Source organism: Mesorhizobium tamadayense, assembly GCF_003863365.1.
In the GTDB taxonomy this organism is placed as follows: Bacteria; Pseudomonadota; Alphaproteobacteria; order Rhizobiales; family Rhizobiaceae; genus Mesorhizobium; species Mesorhizobium tamadayense.
Genome location: NZ_RQXT01000018.1, coordinates 79,640 through 101,212, shown reverse-complemented (window position 1 = coordinate 101,212; position 21,573 = coordinate 79,640). Strand labels below are relative to the sequence as shown.

The following is a 21,573-nucleotide window of genomic DNA, read 5'->3' as shown; positions in this document are numbered from 1 at the left end:
CATGGTCAAACTGAAAGACACACTCTGATGTTCACGGGAATTGTCACAGACGTCGGAACCGTCGCCTCGGTGAAGCCCTTGGCCGAAGGCGTCGGCTTACGCATCGACACCGCCTACGATCCCGAGACCATTGCGATCGGCGCCTCGATTTCCTGCGGCGGCGTCTGCCTGACCGTCACCGCTTTGCCGGAGCATGGCTCGAACGCGCGCTGGTTCGAGGTCGAAGCCTGGGAAGAAGCCTTGCGGCTGACCACTGCATCGAGCTGGAGATCCGGCACCAGGATCAATCTCGAACGCGCGCTGAAGATCGGCGACGAGCTCGGCGGCCACATCGTTTCCGGCCATGTCGACGGCACGGCCGAGATCGTCGAGCGCAAGGAAGAGGGCGATGCCGTGCGCTTCACCCTCGAAGCCCCGCGGCATTTGGCGAAGTTCATCGCGCCGAAGGGTTCCGTCGCGCTCGACGGCACCTCGCTCACCGTCAACAAGGTCGAGCACACCCGCTTCGACGTGCTCCTGATCCAGCATTCGCTAAGCGTCACTACCTGGGGCGACCGCCAGGTCGGCGACCGCGTCAACCTCGAGATCGATACGATGGCCCGCTACGCCGCGCGTCTGGCCGAGGCGGCGAAAGAGGGGCTTTGATGGCCAAGAACACAAAAGGTTCCACGCGGGAAGAAAAGCTCAGCATCGAGGATCAGCGGGATCTCGATCTTTCGGCCAACGATCGCAGGGTCTTCGTTGAAGCCCTGATCAATCCGCGGCCGGTGAACGAGCGCCTGCGCGATACGGTGCGTAGCTATCGCGATGCTACTGGCGTCTGACGGCCACCTCCGGCAATCTTCCGCTTGCGATCAACCCGGCTTCGGCCTAAGTCACCGGCAACCCCCCGGAGACTTTTATGGCAGGCATATCCCAACACGGCAAAGCGTTCATTCGTCCGAAGGCGAAGGCGCATCTGCTTATTGTCGAGGCGCGTTTCCACGACGACCTTGCCGACGCGCTGCTCGAAGGCGCGACCGGCGCGCTGGACGAGGCCGGCGCCACCTATGACGTCGTCACCGTTCCCGGCTCGCTGGAGATCCCGGCCGTCATCACCTTCGCGCTGGACGGCGCCGCCGAAGGCGGCACGCATTATGACGGCTTCGTCGCGCTCGGCACCGTCGTCCGTGGCGACACCTATCATTTCGACATCGTCGCCAATGAATCGAGCCGCGCGCTGATGGACCTGTCAGTGCAGGAGGCGATCGCGATCGGCAACGGCATCCTGACCACCGAGAACGATGCGCAGGCCTGGATGCGTGCCCGGCGCACCGAAGGCGACAAGGGCGGTTTCGCTGCGCGCGCGGCGCTGACCATGGTCGCGCTCAAAGAGAAATTCGGAGCCCAATCGTGACCGGGTCTGCTCCGACCGGTGCCGTGCGCCACGCCAACAAGCGCGGCGCCGCCCGTCTTGCCGCCGTCCAGGCGCTCTACCAGATGGACGTGGCCGGCAGCGGCGTCTTCGAGATCACCGCCGAATACGAGGCCTTCCGCCTCGGCAAGGAAGTCGACGGCGCGCTCTATCGCGAAGCGGACGCGCAATGGTTCCGCGCCATCCTGACTGGCGTCGTCGAGAACCAGAAGACCATCGATCCCATCATTCGCCAGGCGCTCACCGACGACTGGCCGCTCTCGCGGCTGGATTCGACGCTGCGCGCCATTCTACGCGCCGGCGTCTATGAGCTGATGAAGCGCGACGACGTGCCGGTGGCCGTCATCGTTTCGGAATATGTCGACATCGCCAAGGCCTTCTACGAGGAAGATGAGCCGAAGCTGGTCAACGCCGTGCTTGATCGCGTCTCGCGACGGGTGCGCGGGGAGGGACGTGGCAAGGACGCGTCATGACGGCCGCAGCGACTGTAGTAGCCGAAGCCGGCTGGCAAGCGCGCCGCACGGCAGTGCTCCTCGCGGCGGCGCAGGCGATCGTCGGCTCGGCCGCGCCGATCGCCATTTCGCTCGGCGCGCTTGCCGGCCAATATCTGCTCGGCCCCGACAAATCTCTGGCGACGGCGCCGGTCACCGGCTTCAATCTCGGCGTCGCGCTCGGCGCGCTGCCGGCCGCCGCCATCATCCGCGGGCTCGGCCATCGTGGCGGCTTCATGACCGGCACCATCGTCACAGCCCTCGGAGGCCTGGTCGCCACGCTCGCGCTTTACCAGGCAAGCTTCTGGCTGTTTGCCCTTGGCTTGCTGGTGATCGGTGTCGGCGGCGCCTTCGTGCAGCAGTTCCGCTTCGCCGCCGCCGACAACGCCACGGCTGAGTTCAAGGCACGCGCAATTTCCTTCGTGCTGGCGGGCGGCATCGTCACCGCCGTGCTTGGCCCGCAGATCGTCATCTACACGCGAGAGCTTCTGGCGCCGGTAATGTTTGCCGGATCCTTCGCCTCGATCCTGTTATTAGCGGCCGCCGGCGCGATCATCCTTTCCTTCCTGCATACGTCCAGGCGCACAAGCAGCGCCACTGAAGCCGCCGGCGGCGATGCGCGCCCTCTGGCCGAGATCGCCACGCAGCCGCGCTTCGTCGCGGCGCTGTTCTGCGCCGTCGGCAGCTACGCGCTGATGAGCTTCGTCATGACCGGCGCGCCGCTCGCCATGGTTGGCTGCGGGCTGTCGACGGACGACGCGACGCTCGGCATTTCCTGGCATGTCATGGCGATGTTCGGGCCGAGCTTCTTCACCGGTTCGCTGATCCACCGCCTCGGCGCCGAGCGCATCGTCGCCATCGGACTGGTGCTGCTCATTGGTTGCGCCGTCGTGGCGCTTTCCGGCCTGGCGCTGTGGCAGTTCTGGACGGCGCTGATCCTGCTCGGCCTCGGCTGGAATTTCAGCTTCATCGGCGCCACCGCCATGGTCGCCGCCAGCTACCGGCCGTCCGAAAAGGGCAAGGTGCAAGGCTTCCACGACTTCGCCTTGTTCGGTTCGGTCGCTTTCGCCTCGCTGATGTCGGGCGCGATCTACAACGCCTGGGGCTGGACCATGCTGAACTGGGTCGTTTTCCCGGTCGTCGTGCTCTGCTTCCTGGCGCTCGGCGCCTTGAAGCTGCAGGGCTTGCGCGGCGCCAACTGACATTACGCTGTCGGGACCTGGCGCTGCGCTCCATTGGCGCCGGGAACAAAAATATTGCGCCCATCCCCTTTGTTATGAAACCGTGTGCCCCGACTGGACGTTGGGGCCATGCTCATATGCGCCCATCGGCCTCTCCGTTCACAGCAAGGGATTTCCACAATGTTTTCGATCAGAAAGCTCATCGTAGCATCGATCGCGCTTGGCATCACCGCGGCCTCGGCCCACGCCCAGGTGGTGGTTTCCTCGAAGATCGACACCGAAGGCGGAGTGCTCGGCAACATCATTCAACTCGTGCTGAACGCCAACAACATCAAGACCACAGACCGCATTCAACTCGGCGCGACGCCAGTGGTCCGCAAGGCCATCACCGCCGGCGAGATCGACATCTATCCCGAATATACGGGCAATGCTGCGTTCTTCTTCCAGAAGGCCGACGATCCGGTGTGGAAGGATGCCGCCAAGGCCTACGAGACTGCCAAGAAGCTCGACTATGACGCCAACAAGATCGTCTGGCTGTCGCCGTCGCCTGCCAACAACACTTGGGCGATCGCGCTGCGCAAGGAAGTCGCCGACGAGAACAAGCTCGCCACCCTGTCGGACTTCGGCAAATACGTCTCGGGCGGCGGCAAGGTGGTGCTTGCTGCTTCGGCCGAATTCGTCAATTCGGCGGCGGCGCTGCCCGCCTTCCAGACCACTTACGGCTTCTCGCTGAAGCCGGACCAGTTGATCACGCTCTCCGGCGGCGACACCGCCGCGACCATCGCCGCTGCCGCCAACCAGACCAATGGCGCCAATGCCGCCATGGTCTACGGCACCGACGGCGGCATCCAGCCTTCCGGCCTTGTGGTGCTCCAGGACGACAAGGCCGTGCAGCCGGTCTACCAGCCGGCGCCGATCATCCGCGAGCAGGTGCTGAAGGAACATCCGGAAATCGAGACGCTGCTGAAGCCGATCTTCGCCAAGCTCGATCTCGTCACGCTGCAGCAGCTCAACGGCCGCGTCCAACTGGGTGGCGAGCCTGCGAAGGCGGTGGCCGAGGACTTTTTGAAGAAGGACGGGTTTTTGAAGTAGCAGTCAGAGATCGCGGCACAAGTGCGGGTTGGACAGGTGCGGCCGGCGAAACTGCCAATCTCCCCCCTTGCGGGGGAGATGTCCGGCAGGACAGAGGGGGGTGCTGTCCCGCCGACCTACCGGTTCATCGCAGAAACGCCCGTCGGGAGATGTCTCTGCGGGCAAGCTGAAATTCGAATGTCGGCGATCCTTCCCACCCCCCTCTGGCCTGCCGGCCATCTCCCCCGCAAGGGGGGAGATTGGATCTCGCGTCGCCTTTCGCAAATCTCCAAAGAGTGGTTGCTGCCTGGAAAGTCGCTGATCCCCTCTTTTGAGGGGCGGTCATGACCTTCCGCTTCGACAAGCTCGGCATCGTCATCGCCGTCGTCGTCGCCTATGCCGCCTTCGCGGCACCGTTCGCCACCTTCCGCGCCAACCGTATCGTGCCCGGGCAGGCACGCTCGATCCTCGAATCGCTGCCGTCGGCGCTTGGTGCGTTGCTGCTCGCGATCGTCATTGTTGGTGGCATCATCGCACTCTTGAAGACGCCGCTCGTCCTCAGACTTGCCGCAAGCGTAATCGCGCTCGCCGCCCTTGCCATCCTGATCGGCACGGCCGGCGGCTTCCTGACCCCCGCCGGCAATACCTTCGCCCGTGTTTCGCCGGCCTCCGGCTTCTGGTTGCTGATCTTCGCCTTCACGCTGCTTTTGGCCGATGTGCTGACAAGGCTGAACCTCTCGCCATCGGCACGCGTCGGCGCTCTCGTCGTCGCCGCGCTCGCCGTCGGCGCGCTGCTTGTCTCGGGGAGTTGGGACAGTCTTTCCATCCTCAAGGAGTATGCCAGCCGCGCCGACAGCTTTTGGGCGGAGGGCTCCAAGCACGTCACGCTGGCGCTGGGCTCGCTGGCGGCTGCGGTGGTGGTTGGCCTGCCGCTCGGCATCCTTTGTCATCGCGTCGAGCCGCTGCGGGCAGGGGTGCTGAACGTGCTCAACATCATCCAGACCATTCCGTCGATCGCGCTGTTCGGCCTGCTGATCGCGCCGCTCGGCTGGGTCGCCGCGCATGTGCCGGGCGCGGCAGGGTTTGGCATCCGAGGCATCGGCACCGCGCCCGCCTTCGTCGCGCTGTTTCTCTATTCGCTGCTGCCGGTGGTGGCGAACACCGTGGTCGGCCTTGCCGGCGTGCCGCGCGCAGCCAACGATGCCGCCCGCGGCATGGGCATGACCGACCGCCAGCGCCTGTTCGATGTCGAGTTTCCGCTTGCCTTTCCCGTGATCCTGACCGGCATCCGCATCGTCCTGGTGCAGAATATCGGGCTTGCCACCATCGCGGCGCTGATCGGTGGCGGGGGCTTCGGCGTCTTCGTCTTCCAGGGCGTCGGCCAGACGGCCATGGACCTTGTGCTACTCGGCGCCGTGCCCACGGTGGCGCTGGCCTTTGCCGCCGCGATCATCCTCGACGCGGTCATCGAAATGACCTCCACCAAGCGCAGGGCGCAACCCGCATGATCGAGATCGAAGGCATCACCAAGCGCTATGACGAGACGACGGTGGTCGACAATGTATCGCTGGTCATCGAGCCGCGCACCATCGCCGTCATCGTCGGCACCTCCGGTTCGGGCAAGACGACGCTGCTCAGGATGATCAACCGGCTGGTCGAGCCGACGTCCGGCGTGATCAAGCTCGACGGTGCCGACAACCGCTCGGTGCCGGACTACCAGCTGCGCCGCAGCATCGGCTATGCCATCCAGGGCCATGGCTTGTTCCCGCATCGCACCGTGGCGCAGAACATCGCCACCGTGCCGCTGCTGCTCGGCTGGGATAAGGACCGCATCAAGGCGCGCGTCGACGAGTTGATGACGCTCTACCAGCTCGATCCGCAGGCCTATGGTCCGCGCTATCCGCATGAACTTTCCGGCGGCCAGCAGCAGCGTGTCGGCGTCGCCCGCGCGCTCGCTGCCGAGCCCAACGTGCTTCTGATGGACGAGCCTTTTGGCGCGCTCGACCCGATCATACGCACCAAGGCGCAGGAGGATCTGCTGGCGATCCAGAAGCGTTTCGGCACCACCATCATCCTGGTCACCCACGACATGGAGGAGGCGGTGCATATGGGCGACAAGATCGCCGTCATGGATGCCGGCAAGGTGCTGCAATACGCCAAGCCGGCGGAGATCCTGGCGCGGCCCGCAAATGGCTTTGTCGAGACCCTGGTCGGCTCCAGCGAGCGGCCGTTCCGGCTCCTGTCGCTCGGCCGCGTGCGCGATGCCGTGGAACCCGGCGGCGCCGAGGGCGAGGCGATCCCCGGCGACGCCAGCCAGCGTGACGCTCTGGCCGAGCTTCTGTGGGCGGGTCGCCCGGCGCTGCCGGTGAAAGACGGCGACGGCAAGCTGATCGGCCGCATCACTGTGGAAGGACTGGTGAAGCGCGCGAGGCCGGCATGAAGGCCTGGCTGCCCGCGCTGCTGAGGCTGGCGCTTCTGGTGCTGCTTGTGGCCTTCATCGCCAGCCCGGGCTGGTTCGAGCCGTTGCTGCGGCCGCTGACCGAGAACGGCGCGCCGGCGATCTACAATCAGGGCAGCCTGCTGACGCTGACATTGCTGCATCTGAGGACTGTGTTGGTCGCCACGGTGGCCGCCACGATCGTCGCCGTCGCGCTCGCCATCCTGGTCACAAGGCCCGCCGGCGCCGAGTTCCTGCCGCTGTCGCGCAGCCTGGTCAATATCGGCCAGAGCTTTCCGCCTGTCGCGGTGCTGGCGCTCGCGGTGCCTGCGGTCGGTTTCGGCGAGAAGCCGACGCTAATCGCGCTTTTCCTCTACGGCCTGCTGCCGATTTTCGAGAACGCGCTGACCGCGCTCACGACGCTGCCCGGCAACGTCATGGAGGCGGCGCGCGGCGCCGGCATGACCGGCTGGCAAAGGCTGGTGAAGGTAGAGCTGCCGCTCAGCGCCCCGGTGATCCTCGGCGGCATCCGGCTTTCCGTGGTCATCGGCCTCGCCACCGCCACCATCGGCTCGACCGTAGCGGCCAAGACGCTGGGCGAGGTGATCATCGCCGGCCTGATCTCGAACAACCTTGCCTTCGTGCTGCAAGGCGGCCTGATCGTCGCCGCGCTTGCGGTGCTGATCTATGACGGCCTGTCGGCGATCGAGCGCTACGCCGCGCGGCGCATGGGGCGGGAGACGGCGTAACCGGCTTTCAAATCTCGTCCTCTGCGATCTCCGCCATTTCAGCAAATGGCTGCAAAGCAGGGTACTCAACGCGGGGTGGTCGAGCGTGAGTTCGAGCTTCACCCAGCCCGCTGTGCTGATTTTCGTCATCCAGCCCGACGGCGACTTGCCCGCCGGCTGATTTACGCAGCGTCATTTCAATCGATCTAAAAGCACGGTGGCGCCTGCTGGTGAGTCGCTGTTTTCGTCTTTCGGGCGAAAGCCGGGCAAAAACCGAACAATATCTTGACGTTCCGGGCCCTGTTTCGCATACACCGCAGCCAAGGGTTGGATTCCGTGCGCGGCATTCATCCCCGTTCCAACGGCCCAGGGAGGGGTTCTTTTGGGCCATCAATCGAGGAAAATCCGGCAATGACCATCATTACCGCCGTCATCGCCTGCGGCTTGCTTTCAGTCCTGTACGCCATCTGGGCGACACGTTCGGTCCTTGCGTCCGATCAGGGCAACCAGCGCATGCAGGAAATCTCCGCCGCCATCCGCGAAGGCGCCCAGGCCTACCTAGCGCGCCAGTATACGACCATCGCCGTCGTCGGCATCGTCGTGCTCCTGCTTGCCTGGTGGCTGCTCTCGATCACTTCCGCGATCGGCTTCCTGATCGGCGCCGTGCTCTCGGGCACCGCCGGCTTCATCGGCATGCACGTCTCGGTGCGCGCCAATGTGCGCACCGCGCAGGCCGCTTCCAACAGCCTCGCCGCCGGCCTCGACATCGCTTTCAAGTCGGGCGCCATCACCGGCATGCTGGTCGCCGGCCTCGCGCTGCTCGGCGTCTCGATCTACTACCTCATCCTGACCGGCCCGATGGGCCTGCAGCCGAACGACCGCGTCGTCATCGACGCGCTGGTCTCGCTCGGCTTCGGCGCCTCGCTGATCTCGATCTTCGCTCGTCTCGGCGGCGGCATCTTCACCAAGGGCGCCGACGTCGGCGGCGACCTGGTCGGCAAGGTGGAAGCCGGCATTCCGGAAGACGATCCGCGCAATCCGGCCACCATCGCCGACAATGTCGGCGACAATGTCGGCGACTGCGCCGGCATGGCCGCCGACCTGTTCGAGACCTATGCCGTGACCGTCGTCGCCACCATGGTGCTCGGCTCCATCTTCTTCGGCGGCACCCCCGTGCTGGGTGCGGCCATGCTCTATCCGCTCGCCATCTGCGGCGCATGCATCCTGACTTCGATCGTCGGCACCTTCTTCGTCAAGCTGGGTTCCAACGGCTCGATCATGGGCGCGCTCTACAAGGGCCTGATCGTCACCGGCCTGCTGTCGATCGTCGGCCTGGCCATTGCCACCTCGGCGGTGCTGGGCTGGGGCGAGATCGGCACTGTCGCCGGCCTTGCCATCACCGGCAAGAACCTGTTCATCTGCGGCCTGGTCGGCCTGGCAGTGACGGGTCTGATCGTGGTGATCACCGAATACTATACCGGCACCAACAAGCGCCCGGTGAACTCAATCGCCCAGGCGTCGGTGACCGGCCACGGCACCAACGTCATCCAGGGCCTCGCGGTCTCGCTGGAATCGACGGCGCTTCCGGCCATCGTCATCGTCGCCGGCATCATCGCCACCCACCAGCTCGGCGGCCTCTTCGGCACCGCGATCGCCGTCACCACCATGCTCGGCCTTGCCGGCATGATCGTGGCGCTCGACGCTTTCGGCCCGGTCACCGATAATGCCGGCGGCATTGCCGAGATGGCTGGCCTGCCCAAGGAAGTGCGCCAGTCCACGGACGCGCTCGACGCGGTCGGCAATACCACCAAGGCTGTGACCAAGGGCTATGCCATCGGCTCCGCCGGCCTCGGCGCGCTGGTGCTGTTCGCGGCCTACTCGAACGACATCAAATTCTTTGCCGCCAACGGCGACAAATTCCCTTACTTCCAGGGCATGGGTGAGGTCTCCTTCGACCTCTCCAACCCTTACGTCGTCGCCGGACTGATCTTCGGCGGCCTGATCCCGTATCTGTTCGGCGGCATCGCTATGACCGCCGTCGGTCGCGCCGCAGGCTCGATCGTCCAGGAAGTGCGCAAGCAGTTCCGCGAGGATCCGGGCATCATGGCCGGAACGTCGAAGCCGAACTATGCGCGCGCGGTCGATCTGCTGACCAAGGCGGCGATCCGGGAAATGATCATCCCGTCGCTGCTGCCGGTGCTGGCGCCGCTGGTCGTTTATTTCGGCGTGCTCCTGATCTCGGGCTCGAAGGCCTCCGCCTTTGCCGCGCTCGGCGCTTCGCTGCTCGGCGTCATCGTCAACGGTCTGTTCGTCGCCATCTCGATGACCTCGGGCGGCGGCGCCTGGGACAACGCCAAGAAGTCTTTCGAGGACGGCTTCACCGACAAGGACGGCGTCAAGCACCTCAAGGGTTCCGAGGCGCACAAGGCTTCCGTGACCGGCGACACGGTCGGCGATCCCTACAAGGACACCGCCGGCCCAGCCGTCAATCCGGCGATCAAGATCACCAACATCGTGGCGCTGCTGCTGTTGGCCGTACTCGCTCACGGCTGATCCAGGCGCTCTTTCAGGACAAGAGACCCCGCGGGATCGCACCCGCGGGTTTTTTTGTTTTTCAGCCTAGAGCGGTTCACCGTTTCACGGAAACGCAGAACCGCTCTATCTCTCTGTTTTGACGCAATTCCGGACGGAAAACCGCTACGCACTTTTCCTGGAATTGCTCCAACGATGCGGCCGAATCAAAGAACCCGCCAGAGCGGTTCCGGCGGGTCCTTTGTTTGTTGAAGAAAATCAGATGGCCGAGCTCACGGCGTGCCGCCGCCCCCGCCCGGGATGCCGGGCGCCAGCTTGCTGGCGCCGTTGATGATCTGGCTGAGGAAGTTCTGGTCCTTGCCGCCGGTCGGTGTCGTCCTCGAGATGAAGTCGAAGATCTTGCCGTCCTTCAGGCCGTAATTGGCGATCTGGGTGACGCGGCCGTCAGCGCCGAAATAGACCGCCAGCACATGCTGGTCGACCAGATGCGGCTTGTCGAAGGCGACATAGCGCTTGCGCGTCTGTGAGATGTAATAGAAGGCCTCGTTGTCGAAGGTCGCCGTCGTCGACGGCGTGCCCAGGGCCAGCAGCACCTGCTCACGGCTCGAGCCGACCGGCACCGAGTCGATCGCCGCCTGGTCAATGACATAGCCCTGCGTCAGCGTCTCGCTCGGGCTGAGATCGCCGATCATCTTGGACGAATTGCAGGCCGAAAGCGCGGATACCGCCAGCAGCAGAGAGGCCACGCCCGCCGGCACAGGCGTAAGAAACGACTTGAATTTCAGCGCGCCCAACAACAATTCTCCATCACATCCCCGCAACTTGCGCTGGGCCGCAAAACCGGTAAACCAGCTTGCATGCCGATGCAACAAGGCCAAATCAAACAAAAGGTCCCCGGGAGACCACCCTCAATGTTCCAGCGCCTTTTTGGCCGCGAACGCCACGCCAACCGCGCCATCACCGAGGCGCTCTACGCACAAATCGTGGCGGCGGCGCGGCAAACATCGTTTTATTCCGACTGGAATGTGCCGGATACGCCGCTTGGCCGCTTCGAGATGCTGTCGCTGCATATGTACCTGGTCCAGCACCGGCTGCGCGGGGAGGGCGGAGCCGCGGCCGAGGTCGCCCAGGTGCTGATCGACGAGTTCTTCCTCGATGTTGAGCATTCGCTAAGGGAACTCGGCATTAGCGATGTCGGCGTGCCGAAGCGCATGAAGAAACTGGCAAAGATGTTCTATGGCCGCACCGCGGCCTACGACGACGCCTTGCTTGACGACGACCTCGCGGCCCTTGCCGCAGCGCTCGCCCGCAACGTCAGGCCCGATGCCGGCGAGTGGCGCGAGGCTCCGCTGCTGGCGAGCTATGTTTCCGCGGCGTCCGGGCAGCTTGCCGCGCAACCGACCGAATCGATCGTGTCCGGCACCGTCGCGTTTCCGGTTGCCGGAACCGCGTGAACGAGGCGAGAATGAAACACGCCGAAACGCAAAGCCCCGTATCCTTCCTCGCCAATGTCGCCCGCCTGCCGCAAAAGGGTTTGCCGGTTGTGGTCGAGGCCGACGCACGGCAGCGCGCAGCACTTGCCGCGGAGCACGACCTGCTTTCCGTCGAGAGCTACCGCGCCGAGCTCCATGTGGCGTCCTGGAAGCGCAACGGCGTCAAGGTCAGCGGTCGCGTCGAAGCCGACATCACCCAGGCCTGCATCGTCACACTCGATCCGGTCGCGGCCCATATAGACGAGCCCGTCGAGGCGCTGTTCTTGCCGGAGCACTCGAAGCTCGGACGCGAAGGGTTCGAAGGCGGTGGCGAGATCGTCCTCGACGCCGACGGGCCGGATAGCCCGGAAACATTTTCCGGCGACACCATCGATGTCGGCGCGCTTGCCGAACAGTTTTTCGTCCTGGCGATCGACCCTTATCCGCGCAAGCCCGGCGCCTCGATCGAGGCCGCGGGCGACGATCAGCTTGAAGAAAGCGAATTCCAGAAAAAGCTGCGTTCGCTGCTCGGAAAATCCTGAAGGCGGCCCGGATTTTGGAAAAGTTGGTTGTGCGGCAGCCCAAAACCGCTATTTTCGCCGAACCGTCGCGAGCCCCCTTACCTCGGCAGGCGCCCGCCGCTAGCCAGGCAAACCGTGAGAAAAACACCGCGTGATCAGAATTTCCATCGATGCCATGGGCGGCGATCACGGACCAAGCGTGGTCATCCCGGCGCTGATGACGGTCGCCATCCGCCGCCCTGACATCCGCTTCGTCATCTTTGGCCACGAGGACGCGGTGCGTCCCGAGCTCGCCAAGTTCCCGAAACTGGCCGAGGCGAGCGAATTCATCCATTGTGAGGTCGCGGTGCGGATGGACGACAAGCCGAGCCAGGCGCTGCGCCACGGCCGCTGGAAATCGTCGATGTGGAAGGCGGTCGAGGCGGTGAAGAACGGCACCGCGCAGGCCTGCATCTCGGCCGGCAACACCGGCGCGCTGATGGCGATGTCGAAATTCTGCCTGCGCACCATGGCCACCATCGACCGCCCGGCGATTGCAGCGCTTTGGCCGACGACGCGCGGCGAGAGCGTGGTGCTCGATGTCGGCGCTACCATCGGCGCGGATGCGCATCAGCTCATCGATTTCGCCATCCTTGGCACCGGCATGGCGCGCTCGGTGTTCGGCATCGAGCGGCCGAGCGTCGGCCTGCTCAATGTCGGCGTCGAGGAGATCAAGGGCCAGGAGGAGGTCAAGGAGGCCGGGCGAATGCTGCGCGAGGCCAACATGGCGTCGATGAACTACCGCGGCTTCGTCGAGGGCGACGACATCGGCAAGGGCACGGTCGACGTGGTCGTGACCGAAGGCTTTGCCGGCAACATCGCGCTCAAGACCGCGGAGGGCACGGCAAGGCAGATCGCCGGCTACCTGCGCGCCGCCATGAGCCGCACGCTGATGGCAAGAATAGGTTATGTCTTCGCCAAGGGCGCCTTCGACCGGCTGCGCGAGAAGATGGATGTCGGCCGCTCCAATGGTGGCGTCTTCCTGGGCCTGAACGGCATTGTGGTGAAGAGCCACGGCGGCGCCGATTCGGACGGCTTCGCGGCAGCGATCGAGCTCGGCTACGACATGGTGCGCAACAATCTGCTTGACCGGATCGAGGCCGATCTCGATCTGTTCCATGCGCGCAATCCGAATGCCCAGGCAAACAGGAAATCCGGCGTCGCCGTCGACGCCGAGGAATAGGAACGAACCTTGATCAGATCAGTCGTGCGCGGCAACGGTGCCGCGCTACCCCGCCGCATCATGAAGAATGCCGACTTCGAAGGCATGGTCGAGACCTCCGACGAGTGGATCGTCCAGCGCACCGGCATTCGCCAGCGCCACGTCGCAGCCGATGACGAGACGACGGCTTCGCTGGGCGAGGCCGCCGCGCGCGCCGCGCTCGACAGCGCCGGCTTGACGCCTGCCGACATCGACCTGATCGTGCTAGCGACGTCGACGCCCAACAACACGTTTCCCGCGACCGCGGTCGATATCCAGAACCGGCTCGGCATGCATCACGGCTTTGCCTTCGACCTGCAGGCCGTATGCTCGGGCTTCGTCTATGCGGTCGCCACCGCCGATCTCTATATCTGCGGCGGGCTGGCAAAACGCGTGCTGGTGATCGGCTCCGAAACCTTCTCGCGCATCCTCGACTGGACCGACCGCTCGACCTGCGTGCTGTTTGGCGATGGCGCCGGCGCTGTTGTGCTGGAAGCGCAGGGGGGAAAGGGCGGCATCGGCGATCGCGGCGTGCTGGCGGCCAGCCTTCGCTCGGACGGCGTCCATAAGGACAAGCTCTTCGTCGATGGCGGCCCATCCACGACCGGAACGGTCGGCCACCTTAGGATGGAAGGCCGCGAGGTGTTCAAGCACGCGGTGGGCATGATCACCGACGTCATCGAGGCGACCTTTGCCCAGGCGGGCATCACGGCGCAAGACCTCGATTGGTTCGTGCCGCATCAGGCCAATAAACGGATTATTGACGCTTCCGCCAAGAAGCTCGGGATTGCCGAACAGAAAGTGGTGGTCACCGTCGATTTGCACGGTAACACCTCGGCTGCCTCCGTGCCGCTCGCCTTGTCGGTGGCCGTCGCCGACGGCCGCATCAAGAAGGGCGACCTGGTTCTGCTCGAGGCGATGGGCGGAGGTTTCACCTGGGGCGCGGTGTTGCTCCGCTGGTAAGTGCCGAACGCGCGGGTTCGGTCCTTGACCTTGCCGGATCAATTACTTAGGCTCTGCCGTTGCCTGTATCGATTTACGTTTTTTTGAGCTGATGGGACGGTCGCATGGGGGGAAAGACACTTACGCGTGCCGACCTAGCTGAAGCCGTTTACCGCAAGGTTGGTTTGTCGCGAACTGAATCGGCCGAGCTCGTCGAGGCCGTGCTGGATGAGATTTGCGAAGCCATCGTTCGTGGCGAGACGGTGAAGCTGTCTTCCTTTGCGACCTTCCATGTCCGCTCCAAGAATGAGCGCATCGGCCGCAATCCCAAGACCGGCGAGGAAGTGCCGATCCTTCCGCGCCGCGTGATGACGTTCAAATCGTCGAATGTGCTGAAGAACCGCATCCTGCGTTCGCACCAGAGCAGCAAGAGCAAGGGCGGCAAATAGCCTGCGAATGCCGGTTGAAAACCGCCGCCCGCTTTGACGCCGGGCTTGAATATCGTTTCATAAACCGCTGAAATAGGCTGCGATTCGGATCAGCTCCGATCGTGGTCCAGCGTGAGGATTCGCCCATGGACAAGAGCCCCGATGCTTTCCGCACCATCAGCGAGGTCGCGGAGGATCTCGACCTGCCGCAGCATGTGCTTCGTTTCTGGGAAACGCGTTTCAACCAGATCAAGCCGATGAAGCGTGGCGGCGGCCGCCGTTACTACCGGCCCCAGGATGTCGAACTGATCAAGGGCATCCGGCATATGCTCTACGATCAGGGCTACACGATCAAAGGCGTGCAGAAGCTGTTGCGCGAGAACGGCAACCACTTCCTGGTCGCCATCGGAAGTGGCGACATGGCCGCCGTCGAGGCGATCGCGCAACGCCGGCAGGCCGAGCAGGTGCCGCTGACCGCGGCCGCCCAGCCGCGCGGCGACGAGGATGCGCTGGTCGGACAGCCCAAGGTGAAGCCCAGCCGCCGTTTCTTCGGCCTCGGCAAGGGCGACGACGAAGGTCCCGTGCAGCCGGACTCCTCGAAATTGTCGCGCGACAACCGGGCCTTGCTGCAGGAGGCGCTCTTCGACCTCTTGGAGTGCAAGCGCCTGCTCGACCAGGTGCGTTGAGCTTCGGTAGCCGGTTCTGCGGCTTGAACGGCCACCGTCTCTGACAGCCGGAACTCGCCGCCGCGTCCATGCGTTAGGCCTTCTCTGCGAGAGAAGGACATCAGGCATGTTATCGTTTTCGACCCTTTCCGATATGGATCTGGACAGGCAGGTCGCGGCGCTCTCGCGACAACTCAGCGATTTCAGGAAAGCCTTGGCCAAACGCGGCGACGCCTATTACGGGGACGGACGTGAGACGGCGTCCGACTACTATTCGCAACTCGCCGACCGCCTCTACGAGGCACTGCCGGCAATCAGGCGCAGGGGCAGGGCGCTCGAGCGTACCGCGCGCGACCATCCGGCCACCGCGACCGCCGTGGGGCTGGTCGTGGTCGGGCTGCTTGCCGGCCTTCTCATCAGCCGGCGCTGATCCTTCGACGGAGGCGAAACAGAAATGGCGGCCGTCCGTAACGGCCGCCATTTCCATGTCCCATACTGCGATCAGTTCGCGAGCTTGATACGGCTCTTGGGATCGACCTTCATGACCTGGGTGCACTTGCCGTAGACGGTGCCGTTTTTGTCGGTGGCGTCGGTGTAGGTGCCCTTGCAGTCGATCTACAGCACCAGACAGGAGCCCGAGCCCTTGCAGACCGCGCCGCCGTCGCCGGTCGGATGCGTGCCGGCAAAAGCCGGCGCCGAGACCGAGCCGAAAGCCGAGACGACGAGGGCAGCGGCGAGCGAGATACGCTTGATGTTGGTCATTTGAGCATTTCCTTCTATTGTTGTGGGGATTGCCTTCACGGCGTCCCGGTCGGATTGAGGAGCGCCTTCGTGGCGTCCATGACCGTTTAGTGCCGGCTCCAATGGGAAGGTTCATATCCCCTGCGATTTTTTCGCCTGGCGGATGTGGGCATTGCTTTGGCAGGTGTCAGGGTTCGGATTTGGTTTGCCGCGCATCTGGCCAGCAGCGCCTGGCGCCGGTTGCCATGGCGACGGCCGCACGTCGCGGGCAAGAGGCCGGGATTATAATGAAGGGTCGAATGCGGCTGCGCGCTCCATAAGGGGCAGCAGGCGCTCGAAGGAAAGCCTTATCCTCGCGAAGCGAAAAATTCCGATGGGAAGACATGCCCGGTCTAATGAAGACCTGTCTTCCCATCGGCATGGTGGGAAGGAATCAGGCCTTCTTCGCAACCATCTTCTTGTGGTGATGATGATGGTGGTGGTGCCGGCTATGGTGCTTGCGGTGATGATGATGGTGATGCTTCTTCACGGGCGCCGCATCGGCGCTGGTGGCGCCGAGGATCGGCATGGTGAACGCCAGGGCCAGGGCCAGCCCGAGCGCGGAGAGGAGGGACTTCTTCATGACTTCTTTTTTCCTTTTTACGCGGGCGTTTCGGAATTCACCGGACCAAATCGGTGATCCAAGCCTCGCGATCGGGACTATCCTCCTGGATTTTTTCGACAATTTTTCCGGACTGTAGATTTTTGTTTCTGGATTGTTTCCGGCAGGGCGCTCCTTGCGCCGCGCGTCCTTCCGGACGCGCGAAGGATATCTCGGCATCATGATTTTGCAGGCTGTGAGCCGGTCCTGCGCCTCACATCGGCGGAGCGACGCCGTGATTGCCGACCACCAGCCGGCGCGAAACGAGCTTGCCGTCGCTGCCGCGCTCGGCGCTGACGAACACGGCCGCACCCGGCTTGAGGTCCGCGGGCTTGGCGGTCGCGAATTTCACGATCGGCGTCGATTGCGGGATGGCGATCTGCTTCTTCTGGCCATTGCTATAGGTGAGCGTCACGGTCCGGCCGTTGACCTCGGTGACGTCGGCGACAGTGCCGTTGGTCATCCGGCTGTTGGGCTGCAGATCCCAATCGCGGTCGCCTTCTCCGGTTCCCTTCAACGCCGCCGGAAAGATCACGACTTCCAGCGCACCGCTGCCGCCGTCGGCCTTGGAGACCGACGCGATGCCGAGGAAATCTCCCTGCTTGATATCGGCGGCCGACGCTTTGGCGACGCCGGAGATGATCCAGCCGGGCGAAAGGGTGACCGTATCGGTCTTGCCCTCCCGAACTTTCACCGTCAGAGCCGTTCCGGCGAGGTCGACCACCGTGCCGCGCACGCGCACGGTGTCCGCCTGCGCGGCGCCGGCAAGGCTTGAAATCGTGCCGAGCACAATCGCGAATAATTTCAGTCTCATGGCATCCGATCCTTTCAAAGGGGCTAGCGCCTCCCCGCCGTCGGCCAGCGACAGAAAGCTAACGAACTGGAGCGGGCAAAATGCCGGTGGGTCCGGCCTTCAGCGCTTCAAAAGAACTTGATTGGGCGTCTCGCCACCTTACATAGCGGGAGCCAGCGGCCTCCGACCGGGAACACCGGTTCACGATGGCGTGACGGCCGCGACGGTCCCTCTTGGCAAATCACCTGTTAACGGCCATTCTCCGCCCGTCTCAGGCAACGCCACATTTTATCTGTCTTGTTTCATCCCAAGGAGTTGCCATGCCCAACACCGCAAGAAGCGCTGTTTCCAACGACATCATTGCCGCGTCCGGCCTCAATCCGCTGAAGGCCGCGCGCGAAACGAGGGGATATACGATCGAGGAGCTCTCCTTGACCTGCGGCCTGGCCGTGGGCGAGATCGTCGACATCGAGGACGGCAAGGACGCCGACCCCGCCAAGCTCAGGCGAATCGCTTCCGCGCTGCAGGTGCCGGAAGAGGAATTGATAATGGTGCCGACCGAAGAGAATCGGCCCACACAACAATAGAGACGCCGAAGCGTCCGGCATGAAAAGCCCGCCACGGCCTCGTCCTGGCGGGTTTTTTGCGCCTTCCGCGCAAAGTTCCCTGGCTCTTGCCAAAGGGCGAGGCGCCATGTGCCAATCCCGACCGGCGCCGCGATTCGGGTGGCGTCCGCCAACATGTCTGACGAGGGTTCGCCCATGAGCTTGGAATCGGTCCGCGCCTTCTTTGCCGAACATGCGCCCGACATCGAGGTCCTGGTCACCGAAGCGAGCTCGGCGACCGTGGCGCTGGCGGCGGAGGCGCATGGCGTGATGCCGGCGCAGATCGCCAAGACCATCTGCCTGCGCGTCGGCGATGAGACCATGCTGGTGGTGACCAGCGGCACCGCCAGGCTCGACAACCGCAAGTTCAAGGACACCCTAGGCGGCAAGCCGCGCATGCTCGACGGCGAGCAGGTGCTGGCGGCGACCAGCCATCCGCCGGGCGGCGTCTGCCCGTTCGGCCTGCCGGCGCCGCTGCCGGTCTATTGCGACGTGACGCTCCGCGCCTTCGACGAGGTCGTCCCCGCCGCCGGCGCCACCAACGCTGCGGTGCGGATCGCGCCGCAACGGATGGCCGATCTCGTTGGCGCCAAATGGGTCGATGTGTGCGAGTAGCGGAGTGGCGGAGAAGGACTTTTGGGGGCCAAGTCTCGGGCTTAAAAATGGTCGGAGTGGCCGGATTCGAACCGACGACCCCTTGACCCCCAGTCAAGTGCGCTACCGGGCTGCGCTACACTCCGGACCGGTGGCGATGTATCGTGATAACCCCGTGCGGGTCAACCGAATTCGGCGGCTATCTTGCCGATGATATTGCCGGGGCGGCAACGGCCCGCGCCAGCCGCAATTCCTTCTGATGCCGGTATTCCAGCGCGACCGCGCCCCAGATCAGGCCGAGCAGCAGATAGAGATGACGCCAGTGGTCGATGTCGATGAAGGTGCCGAGGCCGATATTGCCGAGATAGGAGACATAGGCGCAGAGCAGATAGGGCTGCCAGGGCCGGTCGCGCAGAAGGATGCGGAAGCCGGCGCAAATCGTCCATACCGTCAGCGTCAGGAACGAGACGAAGCCGAGCCAGCCATAGTCCATCAGCGCCTTCAGCCAGATGTCGTGCGTGTCCTCACCGAATATGGTGCCGAACACCAGAGGGCCGATGCCGAACGGATGCTCCAGCGCCATCTGGAAGCCGATCGAGTAGCGGGCGAAGCGGCCGAGGCGCGCCGTGTCGTAGCTCTGCTCGAGATGCGCGCGCTGGGTGAACATGTCCGACACGCCCGGCAGTTGCAGGATGACGAGGATGGCGATGATCAGCAGCGCGATCGCTGCGATCGTCATCACCACGACCCTCAGCCGGAACATGCCGCTGGCGCTCTGCAGGAACAGGCAAGCGGTGAGCAGCACCGCCGACACCGCGAACATGCCCCAGGCACCGCGCGAGAAGGAGAAGAAGATGCCGGCGGCGATGACGAGCAGCGGCACGGCAAGCAGCGGCATGCGCGAAACAGGGCCGGTGAGCAGCAGGTAGAGCAGGTAGGTGCCGGGCAGCACCAGAAACGGACCGAACACGTTCGGGTCCTGGAAGGCGCCGGCGGCGCGGTCGTATTTGGTGAACATCTCCGCACCCGGGAAGGCATGGAAATAGCCGGCGATGCCGAGCAGCGACGTGGCCACCGCCGACACCACATAGGCGATGAAGATCAGCCGATAGAGGTCGGGCTGGACCGATGTCACCGAGGCGAAGAAGACCGCGCTGAAGGCGAGAAACAGCGAGACAGCGAGATAGAGCGGCGTGTTGGCGAGTTCCGCCATCTGCGTCATCGCGATCATGCCGCCGATGTTCATCGCCACCAGCAGCACCAGCAGCGGTAATATCGCTCGCGATATTTTCAGACCGAACAGCGACCAGACGACGATCAGCCCGGCCATGTAGAGTTCGTAAGGCGCGGGCTCGCTGATGACGAAGCCGGAAAGCAGGATGCCGAGGACGATCGCGCTCGCCGAAATCAGCGCGATCAGCTTGGCGTTGACCGCCTGAGGCGGCAACTTGTTGACCGCCGCCGCCGGCAACTCCTGCGTGACGGCGCTCAATAGGCGTTTTCCGTGTTGAGCAGGCGGACCGGCGTCAGGAACAAGATGCGCAGGTCGAACAGCATCGACCAGTTTTCGATGTAGTAGAGATCGTATTCGGTGCGCATGCGGATCTTTTCGTTGGTGTCCATCTCGCCGCGCCAGCCGTTGATCTGCGCCCAGCCGGTGACGCCGGGCTTCACCTTGTGGCGCGCGAAATAGCCGTCGACCACCTCGTTATAGAGCAGGTTGTGCGACTGGGCGGCGATGGCATGCGGACGCGGCCCGACCAGCGACAGCGAGCCGAGCAACGAATTGAAGAACTGCGGCAATTCGTCGATCGAGGTCTTGCGGATGAAGCGGCCGACGCGGGTGACGCGCGGGTCGTTCTTGGTCACCGTCTGCTTGGCGGTCGGGTCCGACTTGTCGGTGTACATCGAGCGGAACTTGTAGACCTCGATGATCTCATTGTTGAAGCCGTGCCGCTTCTGCTTGAACAGCACCGGTCCCTTGCTGTCGAGCTTGATGGCGATTGCGGTGGCCAGCATCACCGGCGAGAAGAGGATGATGCCGACGAGCGAGAAGACGATGTCGAAGCTGCGCTTGGCGACCGAGTCCCAGTCGTTGATCGGCTTGTCGAAGATGTCGAGCATCGGCACCGAGCCGATGTAGGAATAGGCGCGCGGGCGGAACTGCAGCGCGTTGGAATGCGCCGACAGCCGAATATCGACCGGCAGCACCCAGAGCTTCTTCAGAAGCTGCAGCACGCGCGATTCGGCGGTCAGCGGCAGCGACACGATCAGCATGTCGATGCGGGCGATGCGGGCGAACTCGATCAGCTCGGAAATGGTGCCGAGCTTCGGATAGCCGGCGACGATCCGCGGCGAGCGCTTGTCGCCGCGGTCGTCGAAGATGCCGCAGATGCGGATGTCATTGTAGGGCTGCTTCTCAACCGAGCGGATCAGCATTTCTGCCGATTTTCCGCCGCCGACGATGACGGCGCGGCGCTCTATGCGGCCGTCGCGCGCCCAGCGCCTGATCAGCTTGGACATCACGAGTCTCAGGCCGAAGACCAGCACGAAGCCGACCACGAACCAGGTGCCGAACAGGAGGCGCGAATAGTCCTGCGAGGCCTTCATGGCGAAGGCGGTGAGCGCCATCAGCGCGAAGGTGCCGGCCCAGACGAGCAGCACGCGGCCGAAATTGGCGACCGGGCGCATCAGCGCTGCGATCTGGTAGCTGTCGGTGACGTCGAGCAGCACCACCGTCAGGAATGAGGCTGCCGCGACCGTCAGCGGATATTGCCAGGCGAGATAGTTGAAGAAGCCGACTAGGTAGAAATAGAGGCCGAGCCCCGACAGGAACAGCATCGCGAATTCGACCATGCGCAGCACGCCGCTGACCATGATCGGCGACATCGTATCGCGCCGGTACTGGGAAGCGACCTGGCGCGCGACGTCATTGATGCCGCTGGGCACTTGACCTTCGGCCGGGCCGTCGAATTTGCGCACCGCGTCCATGGAAAAGCGGTGCGCAGGATCGATCTCGTTCATGGGGATTGTCCGCGAGCTTCGCGCAAGTGCATAGCAAAAGAGAGCTAAGAAAGC

General features: G+C 64.1%; 26 protein-coding genes and 1 tRNA gene. 19 read left to right on the top strand and 8 right to left on the bottom strand.

All coding sequences use genetic code 11. The features are described from left to right. Positions 1 to 27 precede the first annotated feature (27 nt). The 9 genes from EH240_RS16555 (at position 28) to EH240_RS16515 (ending at position 7,343) form a co-directional block, all read left to right on the top strand. Positions 28 to 645: a riboflavin synthase gene (locus EH240_RS16555; protein WP_125000002.1), complete on the top strand. Its 618-nt coding sequence runs from the start codon at positions 28 to 30 to the stop codon at positions 643 to 645. Further along, positions 645 to 824: a type II toxin -antitoxin system TacA 1-like antitoxin gene (locus EH240_RS39015; protein WP_245436107.1), complete on the top strand. Its 180-nt coding sequence runs from the start codon at positions 645 to 647 to the stop codon at positions 822 to 824. The genes EH240_RS16555 and EH240_RS39015 overlap by 1 nt, the downstream gene beginning before the upstream one ends. Positions 825 to 901: 77 nt before the next feature. Continuing rightward, the gene (ribH, locus tag EH240_RS16545) at positions 902 to 1,396 is read left to right on the top strand and encodes a 6,7-dimethyl-8-ribityllumazine synthase (protein WP_125000000.1); all 495 of its coding nucleotides are present in this window, start codon (positions 902 to 904) and stop codon (positions 1,394 to 1,396) included. Beyond that, positions 1,393 to 1,887 (top strand): transcription antitermination factor NusB, encoded by a 495-nt coding sequence (nusB, locus tag EH240_RS16540; RefSeq protein WP_281035127.1) that lies wholly within the window; start codon positions 1,393 to 1,395, stop codon positions 1,885 to 1,887. The genes ribH and nusB overlap by 4 nt, the downstream gene beginning before the upstream one ends. Beyond that, positions 1,884 to 3,107, top strand: a complete 1,224-nt coding sequence (locus EH240_RS16535) for an MFS transporter (protein WP_124999996.1) — start codon at positions 1,884 to 1,886, stop codon at positions 3,105 to 3,107. Before nusB ends, EH240_RS16535 begins: the two co-directional genes overlap by 4 nt. A 159-nt stretch (positions 3,108 to 3,266) precedes the next feature. Then, positions 3,267 to 4,178, top strand: a complete 912-nt coding sequence (gene osmF / locus EH240_RS16530; protein ID WP_124999994.1) for a glycine betaine ABC transporter substrate-binding protein OsmF — start codon at positions 3,267 to 3,269, stop codon at positions 4,176 to 4,178. A gap of 323 nt (positions 4,179 to 4,501) precedes the next feature. Further along, on the top strand, positions 4,502 to 5,665 hold the full coding sequence (locus EH240_RS16525) for an ABC transporter permease (RefSeq protein ID WP_124999991.1): 1,164 nt from the start codon (positions 4,502 to 4,504) through the stop codon (positions 5,663 to 5,665). Continuing rightward, positions 5,662 to 6,597: an ABC transporter ATP-binding protein gene (locus EH240_RS16520; protein ID WP_124999989.1), complete on the top strand. Its 936-nt coding sequence runs from the start codon at positions 5,662 to 5,664 to the stop codon at positions 6,595 to 6,597. The genes EH240_RS16525 and EH240_RS16520 overlap by 4 nt, the downstream gene beginning before the upstream one ends. Then, a complete protein-coding gene (locus EH240_RS16515; RefSeq protein ID WP_124999987.1) occupies positions 6,594 to 7,343 on the top strand; it encodes an ABC transporter permease in 750 nt (249 codons plus the stop codon). Before EH240_RS16520 ends, EH240_RS16515 begins: the two co-directional genes overlap by 4 nt. A 171-nt stretch (positions 7,344 to 7,514) precedes the next feature. Here EH240_RS16515 and EH240_RS37955 read toward each other — a convergent pair whose 3' ends face one another. Beyond that, complete coding sequence (locus tag EH240_RS37955) at positions 7,515 to 7,673, bottom strand: hypothetical protein (protein ID WP_167484041.1); 159 nt, start codon at positions 7,671 to 7,673, stop codon at positions 7,515 to 7,517. Positions 7,674 to 7,733: 60 nt separating this feature from the next. Here EH240_RS37955 and EH240_RS16510 point away from each other — a divergent pair, with 60 nt between their 5' ends. Then, the gene (locus EH240_RS16510) at positions 7,734 to 9,875 is read left to right on the top strand and encodes a sodium-translocating pyrophosphatase (RefSeq protein ID WP_124999985.1); all 2,142 of its coding nucleotides are present in this window, start codon (positions 7,734 to 7,736) and stop codon (positions 9,873 to 9,875) included. 251 nt (positions 9,876 to 10,126) lie between these two features. On the opposite strand, the gene EH240_RS16500 is transcribed toward EH240_RS16510, so the two are convergent. Further along, a complete protein-coding gene (locus EH240_RS16500) occupies positions 10,127 to 10,648 on the bottom strand; it encodes an outer membrane protein assembly factor BamE (protein ID WP_124999981.1) in 522 nt (173 codons plus the stop codon). Positions 10,649 to 10,765: 117 nt separating this feature from the next. Here EH240_RS16500 and EH240_RS16495 point away from each other — a divergent pair, with 117 nt between their 5' ends. The 7 genes from EH240_RS16495 to EH240_RS16465 all read left to right on the top strand — a co-directional run bounded on the left by EH240_RS16495 (position 10,766) and on the right by EH240_RS16465 (position 15,552). Then, a complete protein-coding gene (locus tag EH240_RS16495; protein ID WP_124999979.1) occupies positions 10,766 to 11,308 on the top strand; it encodes a ubiquinol-cytochrome C chaperone family protein in 543 nt (180 codons plus the stop codon). Positions 11,309 to 11,319: 11 nt separating this feature from the next. After that, positions 11,320 to 11,868 carry a YceD family protein gene (locus tag EH240_RS16490; protein ID WP_124999977.1) on the top strand — a complete coding sequence of 183 codons (549 nt, stop codon included), beginning with the start codon at positions 11,320 to 11,322 and terminating at the stop codon, positions 11,866 to 11,868. Between the two features lie 130 nt (positions 11,869 to 11,998). After that, positions 11,999 to 13,069, top strand: a complete 1,071-nt coding sequence (gene plsX / locus EH240_RS16485) for a phosphate acyltransferase PlsX (protein ID WP_124999975.1) — start codon at positions 11,999 to 12,001, stop codon at positions 13,067 to 13,069. A 9-nt stretch (positions 13,070 to 13,078) separates the two neighbouring features. Continuing rightward, the gene (locus EH240_RS16480; RefSeq protein WP_124999973.1) at positions 13,079 to 14,050 is read left to right on the top strand and encodes a beta-ketoacyl-ACP synthase III; all 972 of its coding nucleotides are present in this window, start codon (positions 13,079 to 13,081) and stop codon (positions 14,048 to 14,050) included. Between the two features lie 104 nt (positions 14,051 to 14,154). Next, positions 14,155 to 14,478: an integration host factor subunit alpha gene (locus tag EH240_RS16475; protein ID WP_124999971.1), complete on the top strand. Its 324-nt coding sequence runs from the start codon at positions 14,155 to 14,157 to the stop codon at positions 14,476 to 14,478. 125 nt (positions 14,479 to 14,603) lie between these two features. Further along, positions 14,604 to 15,143, top strand: coding sequence for a MerR family transcriptional regulator (locus EH240_RS16470; protein WP_124999969.1), 540 nt, complete (start codon positions 14,604 to 14,606; stop codon positions 15,141 to 15,143). A 106-nt stretch (positions 15,144 to 15,249) separates the two neighbouring features. Further along, entirely contained in the window at positions 15,250 to 15,552 is a 303-nt protein-coding gene (locus EH240_RS16465) for an ElaB/YgaM/YqjD family protein (RefSeq protein WP_124999967.1), read from the top strand. A 185-nt stretch (positions 15,553 to 15,737) separates the two neighbouring features. On the opposite strand, the gene EH240_RS39010 is transcribed toward EH240_RS16465, so the two are convergent. The 3 genes from EH240_RS39010 to EH240_RS16450 all read right to left on the bottom strand — a co-directional run bounded on the left by EH240_RS39010 (position 15,738) and on the right by EH240_RS16450 (position 17,317). Further along, a complete protein-coding gene (locus EH240_RS39010; RefSeq protein WP_245436105.1) occupies positions 15,738 to 15,884 on the bottom strand; it encodes a hypothetical protein in 147 nt (48 codons plus the stop codon). Between the two features lie 412 nt (positions 15,885 to 16,296). Then, positions 16,297 to 16,485: a hypothetical protein gene (locus EH240_RS16455; protein ID WP_124999965.1), complete on the bottom strand. Its 189-nt coding sequence runs from the start codon at positions 16,483 to 16,485 to the stop codon at positions 16,297 to 16,299. 232 nt (positions 16,486 to 16,717) lie between these two features. Further along, positions 16,718 to 17,317, bottom strand: a complete 600-nt coding sequence (locus tag EH240_RS16450; protein ID WP_124999963.1) for a hypothetical protein — start codon at positions 17,315 to 17,317, stop codon at positions 16,718 to 16,720. A 299-nt stretch (positions 17,318 to 17,616) separates the two neighbouring features. On the opposite strand from EH240_RS16450, the gene EH240_RS16445 reads away from it, so the two are divergent. Together EH240_RS16445 and EH240_RS16440 are read left to right on the top strand one after the other, a co-directional pair. Beyond that, positions 17,617 to 17,883, top strand: coding sequence for a helix-turn-helix domain-containing protein (locus tag EH240_RS16445; RefSeq protein ID WP_124999961.1), 267 nt, complete (start codon positions 17,617 to 17,619; stop codon positions 17,881 to 17,883). A 174-nt stretch (positions 17,884 to 18,057) separates the two neighbouring features. Then, positions 18,058 to 18,516 carry a YbaK/EbsC family protein gene (locus tag EH240_RS16440; protein WP_124999959.1) on the top strand — a complete coding sequence of 153 codons (459 nt, stop codon included), beginning with the start codon at positions 18,058 to 18,060 and terminating at the stop codon, positions 18,514 to 18,516. A 48-nt stretch (positions 18,517 to 18,564) separates the two neighbouring features. Here the strand turns inward: EH240_RS16440 and EH240_RS16435 are convergent. The 3 genes from EH240_RS16435 to EH240_RS16425 form a co-directional block, all read right to left on the bottom strand. After that, positions 18,565 to 18,641 (bottom strand) — tRNA-Pro (locus EH240_RS16435). 53 nt (positions 18,642 to 18,694) lie between these two features. Beyond that, positions 18,695 to 19,987, bottom strand: a complete 1,293-nt coding sequence (locus tag EH240_RS16430; protein ID WP_245436103.1) for an O-antigen ligase family protein — start codon at positions 19,985 to 19,987, stop codon at positions 18,695 to 18,697. Next, entirely contained in the window at positions 19,984 to 21,519 is a 1,536-nt protein-coding gene (locus EH240_RS16425; protein ID WP_124999957.1) for an undecaprenyl-phosphate glucose phosphotransferase, read from the bottom strand. Before EH240_RS16425 ends, EH240_RS16430 begins: the two co-directional genes overlap by 4 nt. Between the last annotated feature and the right edge of the window lie 54 nt (positions 21,520 to 21,573).